This window comes from Rhizobium ecuadorense (assembly GCF_001187535.1).
Lineage (GTDB): Bacteria > Pseudomonadota > Alphaproteobacteria > Rhizobiales > Rhizobiaceae > Rhizobium > Rhizobium ecuadorense.
This window is the reverse complement of record NZ_LFIO01001266.1, coordinates 1-17,545: the sequence shown is the minus strand read 5'-3', so window position 1 is coordinate 17,545 and position 17,545 is coordinate 1. Positions and strand designations below refer to the sequence as shown.

General features: G+C 61.1%; 21 protein-coding genes. 11 read left to right on the top strand and 10 right to left on the bottom strand.

Annotation, left to right across the window (positions count from 1 at the left end):
* The first annotated feature begins 159 nt into the window (after positions 1-159).
* From AF337_RS26145 to AF337_RS42605, 3 genes are all read left to right on the top strand, one after another.
* Positions 160-906 carry a hypothetical protein gene (locus AF337_RS26145; RefSeq protein ID WP_152971200.1) on the top strand — a complete coding sequence of 249 codons (747 nt, stop codon included), beginning with the start codon at positions 160-162 and terminating at the stop codon, positions 904-906.
* Positions 903-2,405, top strand: a complete 1,503-nt coding sequence (locus AF337_RS26140; protein WP_152971199.1) for an ATP-binding protein — start codon at positions 903-905, stop codon at positions 2,403-2,405. Before AF337_RS26145 ends, AF337_RS26140 begins: the two co-directional genes overlap by 4 nt.
* 377 nt (positions 2,406-2,782) lie before the next feature.
* Positions 2,783-3,328, top strand: coding sequence for a hypothetical protein (locus AF337_RS42605; protein WP_152971198.1), 546 nt, complete (start codon positions 2,783-2,785; stop codon positions 3,326-3,328).
* A 128-nt stretch (positions 3,329-3,456) separates the two neighbouring features.
* Here AF337_RS42605 and AF337_RS26135 read toward each other — a convergent pair whose 3' ends face one another.
* On the bottom strand, positions 3,457-3,735 hold the full coding sequence (locus tag AF337_RS26135; protein ID WP_049734392.1) for a hypothetical protein: 279 nt from the start codon (positions 3,733-3,735) through the stop codon (positions 3,457-3,459).
* Between AF337_RS26135 and AF337_RS43370 the strand changes: the two genes are divergently transcribed.
* Positions 3,734-3,895 carry a hypothetical protein gene (locus AF337_RS43370; protein WP_160320360.1) on the top strand — a complete coding sequence of 54 codons (162 nt, stop codon included), beginning with the start codon at positions 3,734-3,736 and terminating at the stop codon, positions 3,893-3,895. The two genes, AF337_RS26135 and AF337_RS43370, sit on opposite strands and share 2 nt — an antisense overlap.
* A gap of 200 nt (positions 3,896-4,095) precedes the next feature.
* Entirely contained in the window at positions 4,096-4,476 is a 381-nt protein-coding gene (locus AF337_RS26130; protein ID WP_049734391.1) for a VOC family protein, read from the top strand.
* Positions 4,477-4,715: 239 nt separating this feature from the next.
* On the opposite strand, the gene AF337_RS26125 is transcribed toward AF337_RS26130, so the two are convergent.
* Positions 4,716-6,722 (bottom strand): methyl-accepting chemotaxis protein, encoded by a 2,007-nt coding sequence (locus AF337_RS26125; RefSeq protein WP_049734390.1) that lies wholly within the window; start codon positions 6,720-6,722, stop codon positions 4,716-4,718.
* 531 nt (positions 6,723-7,253) lie between these two features.
* On the opposite strand from AF337_RS26125, the gene AF337_RS26120 reads away from it, so the two are divergent.
* Positions 7,254-8,117, top strand: a complete 864-nt coding sequence (locus AF337_RS26120) for a transporter substrate-binding domain-containing protein (RefSeq protein WP_049734389.1) — start codon at positions 7,254-7,256, stop codon at positions 8,115-8,117.
* A gap of 75 nt (positions 8,118-8,192) precedes the next feature.
* Here AF337_RS26120 and AF337_RS26115 read toward each other — a convergent pair whose 3' ends face one another.
* From AF337_RS26115 to AF337_RS26095, 5 genes are all read right to left on the bottom strand, one after another.
* Complete coding sequence (locus tag AF337_RS26115) at positions 8,193-8,606, bottom strand: tellurite resistance TerB family protein (protein WP_049734388.1); 414 nt, start codon at positions 8,604-8,606, stop codon at positions 8,193-8,195.
* Positions 8,607-8,688: 82 nt separating this feature from the next.
* The gene (locus AF337_RS26110) at positions 8,689-9,408 is read right to left on the bottom strand and encodes a thermonuclease family protein (protein WP_049734387.1); all 720 of its coding nucleotides are present in this window, start codon (positions 9,406-9,408) and stop codon (positions 8,689-8,691) included.
* 11 nt (positions 9,409-9,419) lie between these two features.
* Positions 9,420-10,097, bottom strand: a complete 678-nt coding sequence (locus AF337_RS26105) for a S24 family peptidase (RefSeq protein WP_049734386.1) — start codon at positions 10,095-10,097, stop codon at positions 9,420-9,422.
* Positions 10,098-10,210: 113 nt separating this feature from the next.
* Positions 10,211-10,858 (bottom strand): response regulator, encoded by a 648-nt coding sequence (locus AF337_RS26100; RefSeq protein ID WP_049734385.1) that lies wholly within the window; start codon positions 10,856-10,858, stop codon positions 10,211-10,213.
* A 92-nt stretch (positions 10,859-10,950) separates the two neighbouring features.
* The gene (locus AF337_RS26095; RefSeq protein WP_049734384.1) at positions 10,951-11,349 is read right to left on the bottom strand and encodes a hypothetical protein; all 399 of its coding nucleotides are present in this window, start codon (positions 11,347-11,349) and stop codon (positions 10,951-10,953) included.
* Between the two features lie 118 nt (positions 11,350-11,467).
* Between AF337_RS26095 and AF337_RS26090 the strand changes: the two genes are divergently transcribed.
* Together AF337_RS26090 and AF337_RS26085 are read left to right on the top strand one after the other, a co-directional pair.
* Positions 11,468-11,821 (top strand): DUF952 domain-containing protein, encoded by a 354-nt coding sequence (locus tag AF337_RS26090; protein ID WP_049734396.1) that lies wholly within the window; start codon positions 11,468-11,470, stop codon positions 11,819-11,821.
* Positions 11,818-12,906, top strand: a complete 1,089-nt coding sequence (locus AF337_RS26085; protein ID WP_049734383.1) for a quinone-dependent dihydroorotate dehydrogenase — start codon at positions 11,818-11,820, stop codon at positions 12,904-12,906. Before AF337_RS26090 ends, AF337_RS26085 begins: the two co-directional genes overlap by 4 nt.
* On the opposite strand, the gene AF337_RS26080 is transcribed toward AF337_RS26085, so the two are convergent.
* From AF337_RS26080 to AF337_RS26070, 3 genes are read right to left on the bottom strand one after another with little or no spacing between them, the layout of a single operon-like run.
* A complete protein-coding gene (locus AF337_RS26080; RefSeq protein ID WP_049734382.1) occupies positions 12,882-14,228 on the bottom strand; it encodes an MATE family efflux transporter in 1,347 nt (448 codons plus the stop codon). The genes AF337_RS26085 and AF337_RS26080 overlap by 25 nt on opposite strands.
* Before the next feature lie 28 nt (positions 14,229-14,256).
* On the bottom strand, positions 14,257-14,754 hold the full coding sequence (locus AF337_RS26075) for a CAP domain-containing protein (RefSeq protein ID WP_049734381.1): 498 nt from the start codon (positions 14,752-14,754) through the stop codon (positions 14,257-14,259).
* A 1-nt stretch (position 14,755) separates the two neighbouring features.
* On the bottom strand, positions 14,756-15,022 hold the full coding sequence (locus tag AF337_RS26070) for a DUF6460 domain-containing protein (protein ID WP_049734395.1): 267 nt from the start codon (positions 15,020-15,022) through the stop codon (positions 14,756-14,758).
* Between the two features lie 143 nt (positions 15,023-15,165).
* Here AF337_RS26070 and AF337_RS26065 point away from each other — a divergent pair, with 143 nt between their 5' ends.
* From AF337_RS26065 to AF337_RS46115, 3 genes are all read left to right on the top strand, one after another.
* On the top strand, positions 15,166-16,098 hold the full coding sequence (locus AF337_RS26065) for a class I SAM-dependent DNA methyltransferase (RefSeq protein WP_049734380.1): 933 nt from the start codon (positions 15,166-15,168) through the stop codon (positions 16,096-16,098).
* Positions 16,099-16,310: 212 nt separating this feature from the next.
* Positions 16,311-16,946, top strand: a complete 636-nt coding sequence (locus AF337_RS26060; protein WP_049734379.1) for a YitT family protein — start codon at positions 16,311-16,313, stop codon at positions 16,944-16,946.
* Between the two features lie 131 nt (positions 16,947-17,077).
* A complete protein-coding gene (locus AF337_RS46115) occupies positions 17,078-17,212 on the top strand; it encodes a hypothetical protein (RefSeq protein ID WP_274534063.1) in 135 nt (44 codons plus the stop codon).
* Positions 17,213-17,545: the final 333 nt, after the last annotated feature.

The window sequence follows — 17,545 nt, the reverse complement described above, 5'->3', positions numbered from 1 at the left end:
TTCTTCATTCGTCCGTCCTTTAATAGGCCGGACTCTAATCCATTCTGGAGGAAATGCTCAGTGGCAGGTCAGAGGTTATCGATAAAGAACATAGAAGTAGAACCGCGGTCTATTGACCTCAGGCGCGTAACTAGAGTGGCTCTCATTACAGGAGTGACAATGACGAGCTTCCCGCCGCTCTTGTGCGGATCACCAACCGCCGAAGGGCTGGGCAAAATAGCACTGAATCAGTTAAACACGTCTTTAGCAAACTTCTCCGATCGAACTATTCAATACCTTACGGCCGCTTCATCGGATGAAGTCACGATCTTCGGGCCATTTTGTGCGCGCGTTATCCTTGAGAACGGATGCGCAGCGCTGGTCGGTAGGCTTGATCCCTTCAGAATTCTCTATCTCAGCGAATTTCAATCAAGGCCAGAGTATCTGTCAGGTAAACGCGTCAAGTCAGCGTTTTCTTGGGCGGGTGACGTAATTCCAGAAGAAAAACCCTCTGCGGTTTTGTGGGATGCGGATCACGAGTTGGTGAAAATCAGCCGTTCGTTGTTTTCCGCACATCTCGAGCATGTGTACTGGCGCCCTGCTGTGGATGCAATGCTGGACTATATTGGGGGAAATGATGCCCCCCAGCTGGACGATATGCGTTCGTTGGAGAGCGAGAAATACATATCGGAGATCAAGGGAAGATTTAGGCAGCTCTACTCACAGCTGTCCAAGGGGGTGCATTGGGAGTTTTTCAGTAGCAGCCTGCAGATGGACGAAGTAACGGTCAAGACGTTAATTAGAGATACGATCGTTAATATCGCGGGATTAGGTCTGATATCGCATTTTGTACCGACCGCTTACGCTTCTCTGAGTGCAGAGGCCGCGGTAGAATATTACATCCAGCTAAGAGAGATAGTGCCGTGACAGGTCAACTAGAAGAGGAAATCGACGCCACATTGATTTTGGCCGCCGAGGAATGCCCGCCTGCAGACTTTGCCAATATTCATAAATTCTCATCTCATGATGACGTCATCATCCGCAAACTTGTTGCTCATGGCCCCGTCCTCATTCGCGGAGGCCGAGGAAGTGGAAAAAGTGCCCTCTTGCTCGAAGCTCATCGTCGTATGCGCGAACTCGGCGCGGTCATACCGGTCTACGTCAGCCTGCGCTATTTACCGTTGCTACAGTCCGACGGCGATGAATATGTCATGCATTTTTGTCAGTTGCTCTCCAAGAAAATTCAGGAGGAACTCGCTGAGCAGCAGCACCGGGTGTCATTTCCAGTTGTCAATGAAGTCGCTTCGCTGCAGCAGGCTCTGAGCACATTAGCTCAATTCGCTCATAAGCGTGTTGTTCTTCTATTCGATGACGCTGCACATATCGGCCGTGAAAAGCCACTTGAGGTATTTTTCGACCTTTTTCGTACTATATCCAGCAGCTTGGTTTCGTGCAAAGCGTCAATTTATCCGGGGGTTACTAAATTCGGAACGCGGTTCGACGTTTATAATGATTCTACGGTATTGGAAATAAGTCGATCAGACGTAGCAAAAGATAGGCATTTTTTCTTGGAGGTTTTGAAAGCTCGATATCCAACTATCGCCTTGTCCGAGCGCTTTTCAGAGAGACTTTCTCCAGAGCAATTCGCAAACCTCATCGGTCGAGCTGTTGTTGGAAACATGCGTGGATTTATTCTTGCTTGCAATCGTTTTGATCAAATTGAAAGAATAAGCATTCCAGACGTAAATACATGTCTTTTGGCGCTCGCGACCGACTACTACTGGCCGCTGATGGACGAAGTTGCTCCGAAGCTCGGCGTCTACGAGCCTCTCATTGAACCTGCGCGTGAGTTGGTGGAGGCCATCGTCGATTATGCTGTAAAGGCCTCAAGAGGCAAGGCGGTCTCACAGGACCGTGTTCTCATACACAGGCAATTCCTGGCGCAGTTTGGTAAGATTTTTGAGGTCCTGGAATATCTTGGCTTCATCTCCCGGAGGGAGGCGTCGCGAGCGATGAAGTCTGGGGGACGGGGAGCGGTTTTCGCGATTAACTTGTGTAATCTGCTCGATAAGACGCCCAGCCAACGTCTCTCAATCGAGGCCATGGACCAATGGATTGCAGGAGCTCCGGAAATCTCTGAGATCCACGTTTCGAGTAATACATTTCAGTCCCTTACTCTCCCCACGCTGGCGGATGAGAGCGGCGAACTTGCGATTTTGACGAAGCCCGTCGAAGTTTTGGCAAAATCAACAGCTTACCCCTACGGATTAACGGATGACAAAATTGGGCGACTTCGAGCGAACGGATATTTGACTGTTGGACAAGTAGCGAAAGCCTCAGATTACCAATTGAAGCAGGTCTATCTTATTGGGCCAGTTACCGTGCGACGGATTCGCTATGTTGTGGCTCAGGCTATTTGGATGTAGCTAACTTGATGAATCGGCAATCAAATAGTGTGTTCGTCAGTATTTGCATTGCAGGAAACTTGCATGGTGATCGGTTGGCCTGTTTTGCGTTTGCTATAGTTCAATGGCTTGTCCACGAACTCGATGGATGGGCTTTAGAATAGATCAATACGGACCTTTGCGCCTTGGTAAGTCGTCGCTGTCCGATCGCTCGATACTCCCTGGCGTTGTTTGATAAATCGATGCTCTGCCTGTGCAATTTGGCGGATCAAGGAACCGTCGTTACACCAGTCATACTCATAAGTAGTATATGTTGTCAGTTTACTACTATAAGTGTGTAGTTTTCATTTTAAAGTGGATTTGATAGCAATTGACTCTACCGTTGAGGGAGAGTCGAAATGCGCCAGGTCAAAATTCGAACTGCGGTAATCGGACTGTTAATCTGCGCCGTTGGGGGGAGCGCCGTTGCTCAAAATGCAACCGATACCCAGCCTTTTAGCGAGCGAGAATTGACGGACATGCTAACCGATGCGGTTGGTCGCTTGCAGCGACTGGAAGCGGAATTAGAGGCGAATAGGCTGCCTGTCGGCTCCTATATTTTAATGGAGAGAAGATGCCCCGGAAGACAATTTCAAGACGTCACCGAACAATTCCACGGTCGCCTCCTGAAGGTGAGCAAAGACGTCGCCGGAAATCCTATTAACAATGAAGGAGATGGGGCTCACGAACATGGCGGCGGTCAGCACACTCACAGCGTAGAAGGCATTACATCTCCTCTAGGAGGAGGTCAGCGCAAAGGCACGCTCGATCGCGACACAACGGTCCCGCACGAAAACACGAGACTTAGAGTTTCAGGAACTGCCCTTTCGAGCGACCATTCGCATCAAGGGGGAGCTCATGAGCATGCGGCAGTTGCATTTCGGATTTGCAAAGTAATTTATTGAAGGATGCGGATCGTCTTTACGACACGATAGCGTAGCATGGGACGGAATAAGCTTCAAACCGCGTAGCGTCCACAAGACGTGCGATTTGCTCAATCCGCTGACGAGGGGCAGGCAGTGGCGACCAGAACCTAATCCCCAAAAAACCGGATAGGCTTGTACCGCCGGTGCGCGATGATCAGGCTGCGATCGGGTTGGATGATATAGGTTTCCTCCACCTGCTGGCCGTACTGGTCGATGAAATCATGCGGAAAGGCGGAACCAGCAGGTGATTTGGTGAGCTTGCTGCGTGGCTGGCCACTATAGGTGATGCTTCCCGGGATCGGTTCAAGGCCGGGGCCGCTATAGCTAACGGTGCTGCACGCGGTGAGAATGAGGGTGCCGATCAGGCCGATGAGTGCGGGTTTCATGTCCATCCCTTCCGATGCCGCCGACGAAGCGATCTTACTCTCTATTGGCGCCGGCGCATCATGCAAACGGCATGGCCAGTTGCAATCCTTCGAGAAGCACCGCCTGGAGCGTCGTGATCGCTTCAGCCTTTCCATTGCCGAAACCGGCGCCGTCTGCTAGATCGGCAGCGTCGAAAAAGGCAGGATCGGTTGAGGTAAGCCCGATCCCTTCCGTCAGGGCGCTGTAGCGCTCCTGCGAAGCTCTGCTCCGTGGCCCATTGCACGAGAACCCGCGACGTGATCCGCATGAAAATGCAGGATCCCGGCGGCGTGCGGAGACGGCAAAAGGCAGTCCCGGGATTTTTTTGAACGGAGACTGTCATGCGCCTGAACCATCTCGATTTTCACGTACCCGATATCACTGAGACGGCGGATTTCTTCATCCGCCATTTCGGCCTGACGCTCAAGGACATGCGCGGCAACAATGGCCTCGCGATCCTGGAGGACGATGCCGGCCTTGAAATCGTCCTCAGCCACGCCATCGCCAAGTTCGGCAGCGCCGACCAGGTGGAGATAGGGCGGCAAACCTATCATATCGGTTTCATCCTGCCTGAAAGGGCGGATGTCGATACGGTCCATGCCGGGCTTGTGGCTGCCGGCGCGGTTCTGTCAGGCCCGCCGGCCGCTATGCGCGGCGGCTGGCTGTTTTATTGCACGGCGCCGGGGAATATCCTTGTCGAGGTGGGGTGGCGGCCGGGTTAAACTGGCCGCGCGGCTTCCGGTTTGCGCCCGAGGCTGCCCCTCACCCTAACCCAACCGGGGTCGAGCCGCTGGTCTCGACCCGTCCTTCGGACCCCCGTAAAAACGGGGAGAGGGGACGTGCCACACGAAACATTGGCGGGGGACGGAGAGGGTGCCGCATGTCCCCTTCGCCCCGCAGGCGGGGAGAAGGTGCCGGCAGGCGGATGAGGGGCAGGCGGCGAACGCTGGTATTATTTGCCTCAGAACTCCGTCCAGTCACCATCCTGGCTTTTCGGCGCGTTGCCACCGCCGAAGGCGTTGGCGAGGGTTTGGCCGAGGGCGCGGGCGGGCGAGGTGGTCGGGCGGGCCGCACCTTCCCTCGCGACGCGGATTGCGGGTGCCTTGGCCACCGGGCGCGCGGCGGTGCGTGGTGCGGGTGCCGACGGTCGGGTCGAGGCGATCGGGGCGGCGGCGGCAAAGCCGCCGGTGCCGGTCAGCCGGAATTGGCCGAGCAGGCTGTTCAGCGCTGCCGCTTCCGTCGCCAGGCTGTGGCTGGCGGCGGTGGACTGCTCGACCATCGCCGCGTTCTGCTGCGTGCCCTGGTCCATGGTGTTGACGGCGGTGTTGATCTCCTGCAGCCCGATCGACTGTTCGCGCGAGGCTTCGGCGATGGCGTGGACGTGCTGGTTGATCTCCTGCACCTCGGCGACGATCGAGTCGAGCGCCTTGCCGGTTTCGCCGACCAGCGAGACGCCGGTCTGCACATGCGTGCCGGAATTGGTGATCAGGTCCTTGATTTCCTTTGCCGCCTTGGCCGAGCGCTGGGCGAGCTCGCGCACTTCCTGGGCGACGACCGCAAAGCCTTTGCCGGCCTCGCCGGCGCGCGCGGCTTCGACGCCGGCGTTCAGCGCCAGCAGATTGGTCTGGAAGGCGATGTCGTCGATGACGCCGATGATGTTGGAAATCTCGCCCGAGGATTTTTCGATCTGCTGCATGGCGGAGACGGCCCTGCGGACGATCTCGCCGGACTTTTCGGCGCCGAGGCGGGTGCGGGCGACGAGCTGGCTCGCCTCCTCGGCGCGCCTGGCGGCGTCGCGCACCGTGGTGGTGATCTCCTCCAGCGCCGCCGCCGTCTCTTCGACGGAGGCCGACTGCTGTTCCGTCCGCCGGGAAAGCTCGTCTGCCGAAGACCGAATTTCGTTGGCGCCGGCGCCGATCGCCCGGGCATTGGCGCCGACCGTATGCAGCGCCTCGTTGAGCTTCTCGACCGAGTTGTTGAAATCCTCGCGCAGCGCATCGAGATGGGCGACGAAAGGCTGGTCGATATGCGAGGCGAGATCGCCGGCGGCAAGCCGGCGCAGACCGTCGCCGAGCGCGGTCACGGCGCCTTCGAGTTCGGCTGCTTCTCGGGTTCTCTGCGCGTCGCGTTCGCGGCGTTCGCTGTCACTGAGGTTACGGTCGGCCTCGGCGCGCGCCTCGATCCGCCCACGCTCGATCGCATTGTCGCGGAAGATCGAGACGGCCTTTGCCATCTGACCGACTTCGTCGCCGCGGTCGAGGCCGCCGACATCGCTTGTGGTATCGCCCTCGGCAAGCCGGGTCATGCGCTGGCGCAACTGCGTCATCGGGCCGGCAATGCCGATCTGGGCGACGACGACGCTGAAGCCGACGGCGGCGAGCACGGCAATGCCGATCAGAAAGAGGCAGAAGACGATCCGCTCGTTGACCGAAGCCGAAAGCGCATCGCCGCCGTCGTTGAGCATCGCCATCATCGCATCATTGTTGGCGGTCAACTTCGGTATCAGCGCATTGAGCTTGGCATTGATCAGCGCAACATTCGCCAGCGCCCCGGCGCTGTCCTTGGCTTTGCTCTGCTCGATAATCTTGTTCGCCAGCGTTTCGATCTCATCGATGCCGGCCTGAATGTCATCGATCGCCGCCTTGCGGCTGGGCACCAGCGCCAGCGCATCTTTCATCCGGTCACGGGCCTGCGGCAGCCTGCTCGGCGCGGCGAGCGCTGTGTCGAAAGCCGGCGTATCGGGCTTCATCTCGGCAAGCAGGGTTACCTGCAGCACCGAGGCCACCAGCGAGGCGCTGGCGCGCGCGCCCTGCATCGAGGCCAGCGCTTCATGATCGATGAAGGCGCTGTAGGCGGCGTCCGCACGGCGGAACTCGGCGATGACATAGACCAGCCCGGCCATCGTGATCAGCCCGAGCAGCGCCACGACCGATATCATTTTCGTGCGGATTTTCAGATGCTTCAACATGGAAATGTCACCCGGTTGACCGGGCGTCGCGCGCCCGGTGCTTTGAAATGAATTGTTTCAAACAGAGCGCCGCGTGAGTGTCGCGGCTCAGGGATTATGGCGGAGTTGACGCATGCATCATGCAATCGGCCGGCGGGTCCGTGTCGTCGTCACAAATAGAGGCGATATTCTTTAATTCCGCGCTAACGGCGGGGTGGTGATGCGGTGATTTTTGGGGACAAGGAGGGCAAGCCGCCACGGCTGCCACCGCGCCGAAGGCTGCCCCTCACCCTAACCCTTGCCGGGGTCGAGCCACTGGTCTCGACCCGTCCTTCGGACCCCCGTAAAAACGGGGCGAGGGGACGTGCCCTGCGAGACGTTGGCGAGGGACGGAGAGGTCGCGGCAAATCCCCTTCGCCCCGCAGGCGGGGAGAAGGTGCCGGCAGGTGGATGAGGGGCGGATGCGGCACGATCCGTCCCATAGATATTCCCCGTCCCGCATGACTCTGTTACATCTCGCGGCAACGCTTCGCGCTTTAACCCGAGACCACGATGATCGAATCCAAACAGGCATTTCCGATTCTGAGGGCTCTTCTCGCGTTCGCAGTGCTGTTTTCGGGCCTTCCCGCATCCGCCCAGCAGGCAACACCGTCGCTGCCGCTGCTTTTCGATGCCCGTGAACGTCTGGCGCGGCCCGATCTCTCCTCGCTGGTGCGGCTGCGCTTCCTGACCTCGGTCGATTTTCCGCCGTTCAATTTCACCGATCAGAACGGCAAGCTTTCCGGTTTCAACGTCGATCTCGCCCGCGAAATCTGCAGCGAGCTGGAGATTTCGGACAAGTGCCAGATCCAGGCGCTCCCTTTCGCCGACCTGAAAGATGCGCTCGCCGCCTCGCAGGGCGATGCCGTGATCGCCGGTCTTGCCGTGACGCCGGAGCTGCGCCGGCGGTTCGTTTTTTCCCGGCCATATCTGATGCTGCCGGCCCGTTTCGTGCGCAATCTCGCTGTGCCGCTCGACGGCAAGACGGCTGACGCGCTTTCCAAGCATCCGGTCGGTGTCGTCAAGGGGACGGTGCACGAGGCGATGCTGGCCGCCTTCTTCCCTGCGATCAATGCCCAAGCCTTCGACACCAAGGATGCCCTGCTTGCGGCGCTGAAGGAGCGCAAGGTCGATGCCGCCTTCGCCGATGCGCTGCAGCTTTCCTTCTGGGTTTCATCCCCGGCCTCGGCCAAATGCTGTGCCCTGTTCGACGGGCCCTACCTCTCCGAGCATTTCCTGGGCGAGGGCATGACGATCATGCTGCGGCAGAAGGACAGCGTGCTGACGGCGGCGATCGACCACGCGCTCGCCACGCTGTCGCGCAACGGCCGTCTTCAGGAAATCTATCTGCGCTATTTTCCTTACGGGCTTTATTGAGCCTTCATGCATGTCGCCCGGAAGTGTGCAGCGGTTCCGGGATAACGACATGCATAAGAACAGAGAGCTTAAAGGTCAGCCCTTGCGGAAGCGGGCAATGGCGCTGCGCTCGATCGCCGCGCAGGTGAGCTTGTCGAGGCCGAGCCGGTCGCGCAGCAGGCTGAGCAGCCGCAATTCCTCGGCTTTGACGGAGAGATCGGCGGAGGCGACTTCGACGGCCAGCGCATAGGCCGTGTCGTAGAGTTTTGCCGGCAGAGTGTCGCGCACAGTTTCGAGAACGACGTCGAGGCCTTCAGGCCCTGAAAGCAGCGAGGCGCAGTCGCGCGCCACCGAAATCAGCTTGTCGTCGTCGAAATCCCGGAAAACCGGCAGGAACCCGATCAGTTGTCCGATCCTTTCCATCTCCCGGTCGTTCATCGTGCTGTCGACGGCTGAGGCCATCACCATCACGTAGATCAGCGCATCATGGGCGGAAAGCGGTTTGTTCATCTCTGATTCCTTTTTCGATCAGCCCAGAGTGGGAATTGGCAGCCGGCATTACAAGGGATCGGCTCCCTGTCAAGGCCGCCGGTTATCTCCGGCGCGGATCGTCGCCATAAAGACCTTTTCCCGCCTGCCTGGCCTTTTCGGCAGCCCATGCAAGCGGTGAGCCCGCCGCAGCCTCGGCCCAGCCGTTTTCGACAAGCCATGCGCTGAGATCCTGAGTGCCGAGCCGGCAGGCGGCGGTCGCCGTTTCCGTCCATACGGCCGCGTCGAGATCGCAGGCAATGCTGCGGTTGCGCAATAGCTGGCGCAGCGCCGTCTTCGCCATCATGCCGCAGGGCCATTGCCGGCCTGTCGGCCCGCATATCCTGTCGGCCGGCGTCGGCACCACGCCGGCAAGCTGAAGCTTGCGCTCGCCGAAGGAGAGAAGGCCGGCATTGTCGACCGCCGGCCGCGCCAGCTCCATCGGCGTCTTCGCGGCCGGACCTGCGGCTTGCGCGGCGGCCGTCTCGGCGCGTGGCTCGCGATCGGCGGGTTTGGGCGCCGTGCCACTGGCTGGACCGGGCGAGGGCGGCGCTGGCGGTTGCGCCGCCGGTTCCGTCGAGCGGACGATCACTTCGGCACGCTCGTCCGAAATCGCAGCCGGTTCACCGGCCTGCGCGGCGGGCTCCACCGCCGTCGCTGTCTCCTCGGCAGACACGGTCTCATCGCCGGCGGTGCCGCCCCGCAGCCTTGCCTCCCCCGCCATCAGCAGGCCGGCCACCACCACTATCCCTGTGAGACCTGTGAAGACGGCGGCAGGGCGCATGGAATATCTTCCTATTGGCTGGCCCAGATGATGCGGGCGATCCAATCGACATCGGAAAGCTCGAGGGTGCGGTTGGGATGTTCGGGATTGAGCGACAGGAGCTCGATCGAGCGCGGGCTCTGCCGCAGCAGCACCTTGGCCATCACCTCGCCCTCGCATGTGCGCACCACGACGCGGTCGTTGCGGCGCACCTGCGCGCCGGGCTCGACGATCAGCACGTCGCCATCGCGGTAGAGCGGCATCATGCTCTCGCCCTGCACCTCCAGCGCATAGACGGCGGATTTCTGCGACGGGGTTGCCGGAAATTCCACGACGTCCCAGCCCTGGCCGGCCGGAAAACCGCCATCGTCGAAGAAGCCGCCGGCGCCGGCCTGGGCAAAGCCGAGCAGCGGAATAGAGCTGCCCTGCGGTGGAAAGGCGCCGTCAGGCTGCCCGGCCGGCTTCCTGGAAAACCCGGCATCCGGCTGCAGGAAGGCAAGGAACTGCTCGACGCTCGCCCCTGTGGCATCGAGCACCTTGGCGATCGATTCCGTCGAGGGCCAGCGCAGCCGCCCGTCGGCGGAAAGCCGTTTCGATTTGTTGAAGGAGGTGGGGTCGAGCCCGGCGCGGCGCGCAAGACCGGATGGCGTCAGCTCGTGCCGCTCGGCAAGCCTGTCGATCGCCCCCCAGATTTGGTCGTGTGACAGCATAGGCGCCCGATTCCGCGCGCGGCACATCCGCGCGTCAGCCGGGCGGAATATTAACCGACCGTGCCGTCCGAGTAAAGGCAAAAGAGGAATAAAATCCTGTTATTGCACGCGTTTCAGGCGACCATCGCCATGTTGATCTTGCCGAGCTGGATGACCGCCTGCGTTCGGCTGTCGACGTCGAGTTTCAAGAGGATCGCCGAGACATGCGCCTTGATCGTCGCCTCGGAGACGCCGAGTTCATAGGCGATCTGCTTGTTCAAAAGGCCTTCGCCGAGCATGGTCAGCACCCGGCTCTGCTGCGGCGTCAGCGTGTGCAGGCGGTGGATCAGGTCGGCGACATCAGGATCCTGCTCCTGGCCGTCGCGGTAGTTTTCGGGTGTGGCGATATCGCCGGCAAGCACCGTCTGGATGCTGCGGCGAATGTCGTCGATGCCGGCGGATTTGGAAATGAAGCCGGAGGCGCCGAGTTCCAGCGCCCGGCGGATCGTCGTCGCATCGTCGGTTGCCGAGACGATGATGATCGGCAGGCTGGCAAATTCCGAGCGCAACGCCATCAGGCCGGAAAAGCCGCTGACGCCGGGCATGGCGAGATCGAGCAGCATCAGGTCGGCCTCCGCATGGGCGCCTGCCGCCTTGCGGGCGGCAGCGAAATCGCCGGCCTCGACGATCGCCTGCCGGCCTTCCATGCCGATCACCGCCTGGCGCAGCGCATCGCGAAACAGCGGATGGTCGTCCGCAATGATGATGGTTTGTTCCTGCATCGAAAACTCCCTCCCAAGAGCCCGATCGTGCCCGCATACGCCGCCGTCCCCTCGGCGTTCTCATGCCTGCCTGCTGATAGGACTATATCAGATCAGGTCTTCTGCGGAAGGGGATTGGCGTTTTCCTCGGTCTGGAACTCCTTCACCATCCCCATGAAACTCTTCATCATCTTTTCCATGATGCCGATCGAGCGGTCAATTTCCGCATCGCTTGGCAGCGCCCGCTGGATCGGGCCGCCCTGTTCCAGCTTCGTCACCCGCTCGGAAAGCCGATCGAGTTCGTCCTCATAGGCCGCCCGTTCGTCGGCCGCCATGCGGCAGACGAGGGCGCCGTCCTTGTCCTGGCAGATCGACATCGCCCCGGTCTGCCGGTCGAGCCGGACGAAATGGTCGCCGCTCCTTTCCAGCTGGAACCGACTTGCATCGGCCTCGGCCGCCACGGCGCCAAGCGGCAGGAGAAGAACGCCAAGTGTCAGAACCAAAATCTTCATAATCTCATCCTCCTGATTTTGCCTGTGGTAGCTCTGTTTTTAACTGCCGGGGCGTGGACATCGCCGCCTCTTTCCGGCAAAGCGCTGGTGATCGAGGACCAGCAATGGCGAGGCCATGATGAGCGTGACACCGACCCTTTACAAGATCGTGACGGAAACGCTCTGGCAGCAAGCCAGACAAACCGGCATTTTTCATGGCGCCGGCATCGATCTCAAGGATGGCTTCATCCATTTTTCGACGGCAGGCCAGGTCAAGCAGACCGCGGCGCTGCATTTTGTCGGCCAGGCCGGCCTGCTGCTGATTGCCGTCGATGGCGGGAGCTTCGGTGACAAGCTGGTGTTCGAAGCCTCGCGCGGCGGCGATCTCTTCCCGCATCTTTATGCCGATCTGCCGCTCGCAGCCGTGCTCTGGGAAGCGCCGTTGCCGCTCGACCAAGCCGGCGCCCATGTCTTTCCGGAGCTGCAGCCATGATCGATCCCTTTAAGCGTCTCGCCCGCAAGGGTCTCTTCCTGTTCGATCCTGAGATGGCGCACGGCATGTCGATCGCCGCGCTGAAATCCGGCCTGGTGCCGGCCTGCCAGATTACGCCCGATCCGCGCCTCAGCCAGACCGTCGCCGGCCTCACCTTCGAAAATCCGCTCGGCATGGCGGCAGGCTACGACAAGAATGCCGAGGTGCCGGAGGCGCTGTTGAAGCTCGGCTTCGGCTTTACCGAGATCGGCACGGTGACGCCGAAGCCGCAATCCGGCAATCCGCGCCCGCGCATCTTCCGGCTGGTGGAGGATGAGGCGGTCATCAATCGCCTCGGCTTCAACAATGAAGGCCATGACGCCGCTTTCGCGCGCCTTGCGGCGCTGAGCGGCAAGGGCATGGTCGGCGTCAATATCGGCGCCAACAAGGACAGCGAGGATCGCATCGCCGACTACGTCGCCGGCATCCGCCGCTTCCATTCGGTCGCGCGTTATTTCACCGCCAACATCTCCTCGCCGAACACGCCGGGCCTGCGCGACCTGCAGGCGCGCGAAAGCCTGGCCGCACTGCTATCATCCGTGCTGGCGGCGCGCGATGAAGCAGCAGTGACCTCAGGCCGCAAGGTGCCGGTCTTCTTGAAGATCGCCCCGGATCTGACCGAGGAAGGCATGGACGATATCGCGGCCGAGGCGCTGTCGCATGCGCTGGATGGGCTGATCGTCTCCAACACCACGCTGTCGCGCGACGGTCTCAAGGATCAGCGCCAGGCCAAGGAGGCGGGCGGTCTCTCCGGCGTGCCGCTGTTCGAAAAATCGACGGCCGTGCTTGCCAGGATGCGCAAGCGCGTCGGTCCGGCGCTGCCGATCATCGGCGTCGGCGGCGTCTCCTCGGCCGAAACCGCGCTGGAGAAGATCAGGGCGGGCGCCGATCTCGTCCAGCTCTATTCCTGCATGGTCTATGAAGGCCCCGGTCTGCCCGGCGATATCGTCCGCGGCCTCTCCAAGCTCATGGACCGCGAAAAGGCGGCCGGGATCGGCGAGTTGCGCGACAGCAGGCTGGATTACTGGGCGGCGCGAAAGGTCTGATCGGCCCGCGGCTTGACCAGCACCGCCAGGAAGAAGCCGCGGAACAGCAGGAAGGCGTTCATCGCCAGCCACAGGCCGTGATTGTGAAAGAGCGGCACGAAGACGGCGAGCATCAAGAGATAGCCGGCAAAGGACATCAGCATCCGGTTGCGCATCTCGGCCGACCATGTCGCGCCGATGAAGACCCCGTCCATCAGGAAGGCGAGCGCGCCGGTCAGCCCGGTCACCGCCGCCCAGGGCAGGTAAGTCTCTGCGGCCTGCCGCACCTCGGGCGAGGTCGTCAGCACCGAGATTAGCCAGGGCCCGGCGAGGAAGAAGAAGGCGGAAACGATTGCCGCCAGGCCGAAGGACCAGAGGGTGGTGAGTTTCAGCCCGCGGTCGAAGGCCGGCCGGTAACGGGCGCCGACCGCCCGGCCGGTGATCTGCTCGGCGGCATTGGCAAGCCCGTCGAGATAATAGCCCGACAGCAGAAAGAAATTCATCAGCACGGCATTGGCGGCAAGCGTCACCGCGCCAAAACCGGTGCCGATCCGCGTCATGATGGCGAAGGCGCCGATCAGCACGAAGGTGCGGATCAGGATGTCGCGGTTGAGTGCGAAAAGCTCGGCCAAGCGGTGCCGGGAAAAGATCTCCGACCATGCCGGCCGCTCTGATTTGGCAAAGCCGCTGAGCACGATGAACAGCCCGGCGAGCGCGCCGGTCGCCTCGCCGGCCATCGTTGCCCAGGCGACACCGGCCACGCCCCAGCCGAGCGTCAGGCCGAGATAGATCGACAGCACGATATTGATGCCGTTGATCAGCGCCTGCAGCAGCAGCCCGACACCGCCCTGTCCGCGCCCGAGCACGAAGCCGAGGATGGCGTAATTCGCCAGCGCTGCCGGCGCCGCCAGCATGCGGATCGAGAAATAGGTGGCGGTCGCTTCGGCGATCGCACCGTCCGCGCCCATCAGCCGCAAGCCGGCCGCCATCAGCAGCGGCGAAAGACAGAGCAGCGCCAACCCGCTGCCGAGCGCCGAGATCAGTGCTCTGGAGAAGACGGCCTGTTGCTCGTGCTGGTCCCGCCGGCCATAAGCCTGCGCTGTCAGTCCTGTCGTCGATGCCCGCAGGAAATTGAAACTGCCGAGGATGAGATCGAACAGCATCGCACCGATCGCCAGCCCTGCAAGCGCTTGCGGGTTGCCCATATGGCCGACGACGGCGGTGCTCGTCAGCCCGAGCAGCGGCGTCGTCACGAAGCCGAGCGTCATCGGAATGGCGATCGCCAGCACCAGCCGGTGCGTCACCTCGAAGGCGAACCTGTTGTCGTTACCGCGCGTGTCCATGATGGCCTGATCTCGAGGCCGAATCGCCTCAGCTGGAAAGCACCATGGCCCAATAGGGCAGGTTTCGGGAAGATGCATTGTGGGCGACGGCGACGCCGAGGCCGTCATAACGCCCGAGCATGTTTTCCAGGTGATGCGGCGAGTTGATCCAGGCGGTCACCACCGCATCGACGCTTTGCTGGCCGGAGGCGATATTCTCAGCCGCCGGCAGTTGCACGCCGCTCGCCTTGACGCGGGCGCCGAAACTGTCGGTCATTCCCATCAGATGCGCCATCTTGCCGGCGCTTGCCATGCGTTTGGCCTGGAAGAGGGCGGCCGTGCTCGCTGCCGGATCGGAGCGAAGCGGCGGCAGGCCGTTCTTCGCCCGCAGCTGGTTGACCAGCGGCAGCACGCTCGCCGTCTCGTCCTCGCCGTTCGAGGGCGTGCCGGCGAGGCGCGGGCTGGTGGTGCAGCCGGCGATGCCGGCGGCAAGCGAAAGTCCGGAAAGGATGAGCAGGCTGCGCCTGGAAAGGTCGATCGATGTCATGTTACCGGCGATAGCTGAAAAGGCGAAGGATGACGAAGAGCGGGATGACGATCGTCGCCCCGAGCAGAAGATAGTCGCCGACGCGCCCGAGCGCCGAAAAACCCCGATGCCAGATTTCCAGGATGAAATCCCGGAACCCATAGATGATGTTCCACGGGGTCAGGCCGAAGACGGTCATGACGAAACCGACGATCAGCGACACGACGACAAGCTTTATCAATGTGCGGGCGAAGGAATCGCCGAGGAACTTGTTCACCTGATCGGACATGCGCCATCTCCTGTTTGCCCTTGGAATAAGGTTGCCGCGTTCTGCCCGCAAGCCCTTTCCGGAATTGGCCGCTTCGCCTCTGAAATAGGACTTGAGTTTTTTTGTGGCCGCGGCCAGATGCCAATCAAACAACAGGTTCATTGATGCAGCCCCACCAGCTTTCCTCCGGCGATGTCATCGCCGATCGCCGCGCCGATTATGCCCGCATGCTCGACGAGGGCGGCGAGCCGGAAGCGGCGGCCGAGCTGATGGAGCAGGCCCTCGAACTCGTGCCCGGCTGGGCCGCCGGCTGGTATCGCCTTGCCAGCTACCGCGAAAAGGCGGGCAGGGGCGAAGCGGCGATCGAAGCCTATCGCAACACGCTTGCCCTCGACCCCGAAGACATTTTCGGCGCCGCCCTCAAGCTCGCCCTTCTCGGCGACGCCGCCACGCCGGACCGACCGCCGAGCCGCTATGTCGAGCGCCTGTTCGACGATTATGCCGACCGTTTCGAATCGGCGCTCGTCGAAAAACTCGATTACACCGTCCCGCAGAAGCTCGCAGCCCTCGTCGCCTCCACCGGCAGGCATTATGAATGCGCCGTCGATCTCGGCTGCGGCACCGGCCTGCTCGGCCCGGAAATCCATGGCCGTGTCAGCCGCCTCGAAGGCTTCGACCTCTCGCAGAACATGCTGGCCAAAGCCGCGGAGAAGCGGGTCTATGATCACCTCGCCCAGGCCGATCTCTCGCTGGCGCCGGATCTCTCCGGTCTCTTTGTCGGGGCGGGGCGTGGGCGCGCCGATCTGGTGACCGCCGCCGACGTGCTGATGTATCTCGGCAATCTCGAAAGCGTCTTTGCCATCATCGAAGACCTTGCCGCATCAGGCGCCGATCTCGCCTTTTCCGTCGAGGATGCGGGGGAGGGCGATGGCTTTCATCTCGCGCCGTCGCTGCGGTATGCCCATTCGGAAACCTATGTGAAGATGCTGCTTGCCCGCCACGGCTTCGACATCCTCGACATCGTCAAGACGGTCATTCGCAAAGATGGCGGCAAACCGGTTGCCGGCATTCTGTTCCTTACGCGCAAGCCGGCATGAGCGAATATTTCTTGCGATTTTTTAATAGGACAGCATTGCTTACCTATTTCGCTTGATCGGCGCACAAGAAGACTGATATTGCACGGATATCCGCAGAGAGCGCGGCGATAAGACGCCGGGCGATCCTGTTCATTTCACAATCGAAAATCCACCGCGTCCGGCTTTTCCTCCGGACGTGTTCCCGAACGCGTCTGCTGTTGGAGACTGGCGACATGACACAGCTCATCAATGCCCTCGGCTTCTGGAATACCAGCGCCACGCGCCATGCCCCGGCCGAAGACGTGCAGGGCATCTTCTCCGGCAGCCTTGTTGCCGCCCTCGGCCTCTACGTGCTCGCCAGCGCCGGGCTTCTTACCGGCAGCACCGCCGGCGTTGCCTTCCTTCTGCACTATGCTTTCGGCATCAATTTCGGCCTTGCCTTCTTCCTGCTCAATCTGCCGTTCTTCTGGCTGTCGTGGAAGCGTCTCGGCATGGCTTTCACCATCAAGACCTTCGTCGCCATCGGCCTGACCTCGGTGCTGGCAGACGTGCAGTCGCGCTTCTTCTCCATTTCCAGCATCCATCCGGCCTGGGCGGCACTTCTCGGCGGCCTGCTGCTCGGCTTCGGCGTGCTGGCGCTTTATCGCCATCGCGCCAGCCTCGGCGGCGTCGGCATTCTCGGCGTCTATGTCCAAGAGCGTTTCGGCATCCGCGCCGGCCTCGTGCAGCTTGCCATCGATATGTGCGTGCTGGCCGCCGCCGTCTTCGTCACCACGCCGCCGGTGGTCTTCTATTCCGTCCTCGGCGCCGTCGTCCTCAACCTCTTCGTCGCCATCAACCACCGTGCCGACCGCTACATCGCGCTCTAACATTACAAATCGGTAAGCCATTCTAAACAAAACGTAACTTGCCTCAGCTCAGCCACGGCGCGACACTTCTTCCCGCGCCGGATTTGATGAGGTGAGTTATGTCAGATTTGGAAAAGCTTGTGAGACGCCGCATGCAGGAAGAATACGCCAAGGGCGCTTCCGCAGAGGAAATCGCGAAAGTCGTCCGCGACCTCTTCAACAGCATCGACCTTTCGGGCGATGGCTTTGATGCCGTCGCGGTGCGCGCCACGACCGATCGCGAGTAACGGGACATTCAACCGACCCGAGATTTTCGGGTCGGTTGTTGGGATGCCATCATTCCCCGCACCGACAGCCAGCTCTCCATTCGGCTGTTGCCACATCCTGGGTCGAGCCACGTGTCTTAGTCCAGGCAAAAGTGCCCGCAGGGCAGATGGGGTTGAGAAGCCCACGTAAAAATCGCCGCCGCGCCCCTACAAGCCACCCCACACTCCGCCATCCTCGGGCTTGACCTGAGGATCCATGCCGGCCTCCGTCAGACGGGGCCATGGATCCCAGGCTCAAGGCCACGGCTGTCCGGTTTAAAAAGAGTGGACAGGGCGCACGGTGTTGATTCTACT

What these genes read in the sequence shown, in the direction of transcription:
- AF337_RS26145 (WP_152971200.1), top strand. Translation starts at nt 160, where the DNA reads ATGACGAGCTTCCCGCCGCTCTTGTGCGGATCACCAACCGCCGAAGGG.
- AF337_RS26115 (WP_049734388.1), bottom strand. Translation starts at nt 8,606, where the DNA reads ATGAACAAACCGCTTTCCGCCCATGATGCGCTGATCTACGTGATGGTG.
- AF337_RS26060 (WP_049734379.1), top strand. Translation starts at nt 16,311, where the DNA reads ATGACACAGCTCATCAATGCCCTCGGCTTCTGGAATACCAGCGCCACG.
- AF337_RS26130 (WP_049734391.1), top strand. Translation starts at nt 4,096, where the DNA reads ATGCGCCTGAACCATCTCGATTTTCACGTACCCGATATCACTGAGACG.
- AF337_RS26110 (WP_049734387.1), bottom strand. Translation starts at nt 9,408, where the DNA reads ATGCGCCCTGCCGCCGTCTTCACAGGTCTCACAGGGATAGTGGTGGTG.
- AF337_RS26080 (WP_049734382.1), bottom strand. Translation starts at nt 14,228, where the DNA reads ATGGACACGCGCGGTAACGACAACAGGTTCGCCTTCGAGGTGACGCAC.
- AF337_RS43370 (WP_160320360.1), top strand. Translation starts at nt 3,734, where the DNA reads ATGTCCATCCCTTCCGATGCCGCCGACGAAGCGATCTTACTCTCTATT.
- AF337_RS26095 (WP_049734384.1), bottom strand. Translation starts at nt 11,349, where the DNA reads ATGAAGATTTTGGTTCTGACACTTGGCGTTCTTCTCCTGCCGCTTGGC.
- AF337_RS26135 (WP_049734392.1), bottom strand. Translation starts at nt 3,735, where the DNA reads ATGAAACCCGCACTCATCGGCCTGATCGGCACCCTCATTCTCACCGCG.
- AF337_RS26085 (WP_049734383.1), top strand. Translation starts at nt 11,818, where the DNA reads ATGATCGATCCCTTTAAGCGTCTCGCCCGCAAGGGTCTCTTCCTGTTC.
- AF337_RS26065 (WP_049734380.1), top strand. Translation starts at nt 15,166, where the DNA reads ATGCAGCCCCACCAGCTTTCCTCCGGCGATGTCATCGCCGATCGCCGC.
- AF337_RS26070 (WP_049734395.1), bottom strand. Translation starts at nt 15,022, where the DNA reads ATGTCCGATCAGGTGAACAAGTTCCTCGGCGATTCCTTCGCCCGCACA.
- AF337_RS42605 (WP_152971198.1), top strand. Translation starts at nt 2,783, where the DNA reads ATGCGCCAGGTCAAAATTCGAACTGCGGTAATCGGACTGTTAATCTGC.
- AF337_RS26100 (WP_049734385.1), bottom strand. Translation starts at nt 10,858, where the DNA reads ATGCAGGAACAAACCATCATCATTGCGGACGACCATCCGCTGTTTCGC.
- AF337_RS26125 (WP_049734390.1), bottom strand. Translation starts at nt 6,722, where the DNA reads ATGTTGAAGCATCTGAAAATCCGCACGAAAATGATATCGGTCGTGGCG.
- AF337_RS26120 (WP_049734389.1), top strand. Translation starts at nt 7,254, where the DNA reads ATGATCGAATCCAAACAGGCATTTCCGATTCTGAGGGCTCTTCTCGCG.
- AF337_RS26105 (WP_049734386.1), bottom strand. Translation starts at nt 10,097, where the DNA reads ATGCTGTCACACGACCAAATCTGGGGGGCGATCGACAGGCTTGCCGAG.
- AF337_RS26075 (WP_049734381.1), bottom strand. Translation starts at nt 14,754, where the DNA reads ATGACATCGATCGACCTTTCCAGGCGCAGCCTGCTCATCCTTTCCGGA.
- AF337_RS46115 (WP_274534063.1), top strand. Translation starts at nt 17,078, where the DNA reads ATGCAGGAAGAATACGCCAAGGGCGCTTCCGCAGAGGAAATCGCGAAA.
- AF337_RS26090 (WP_049734396.1), top strand. Translation starts at nt 11,468, where the DNA reads ATGAGCGTGACACCGACCCTTTACAAGATCGTGACGGAAACGCTCTGG.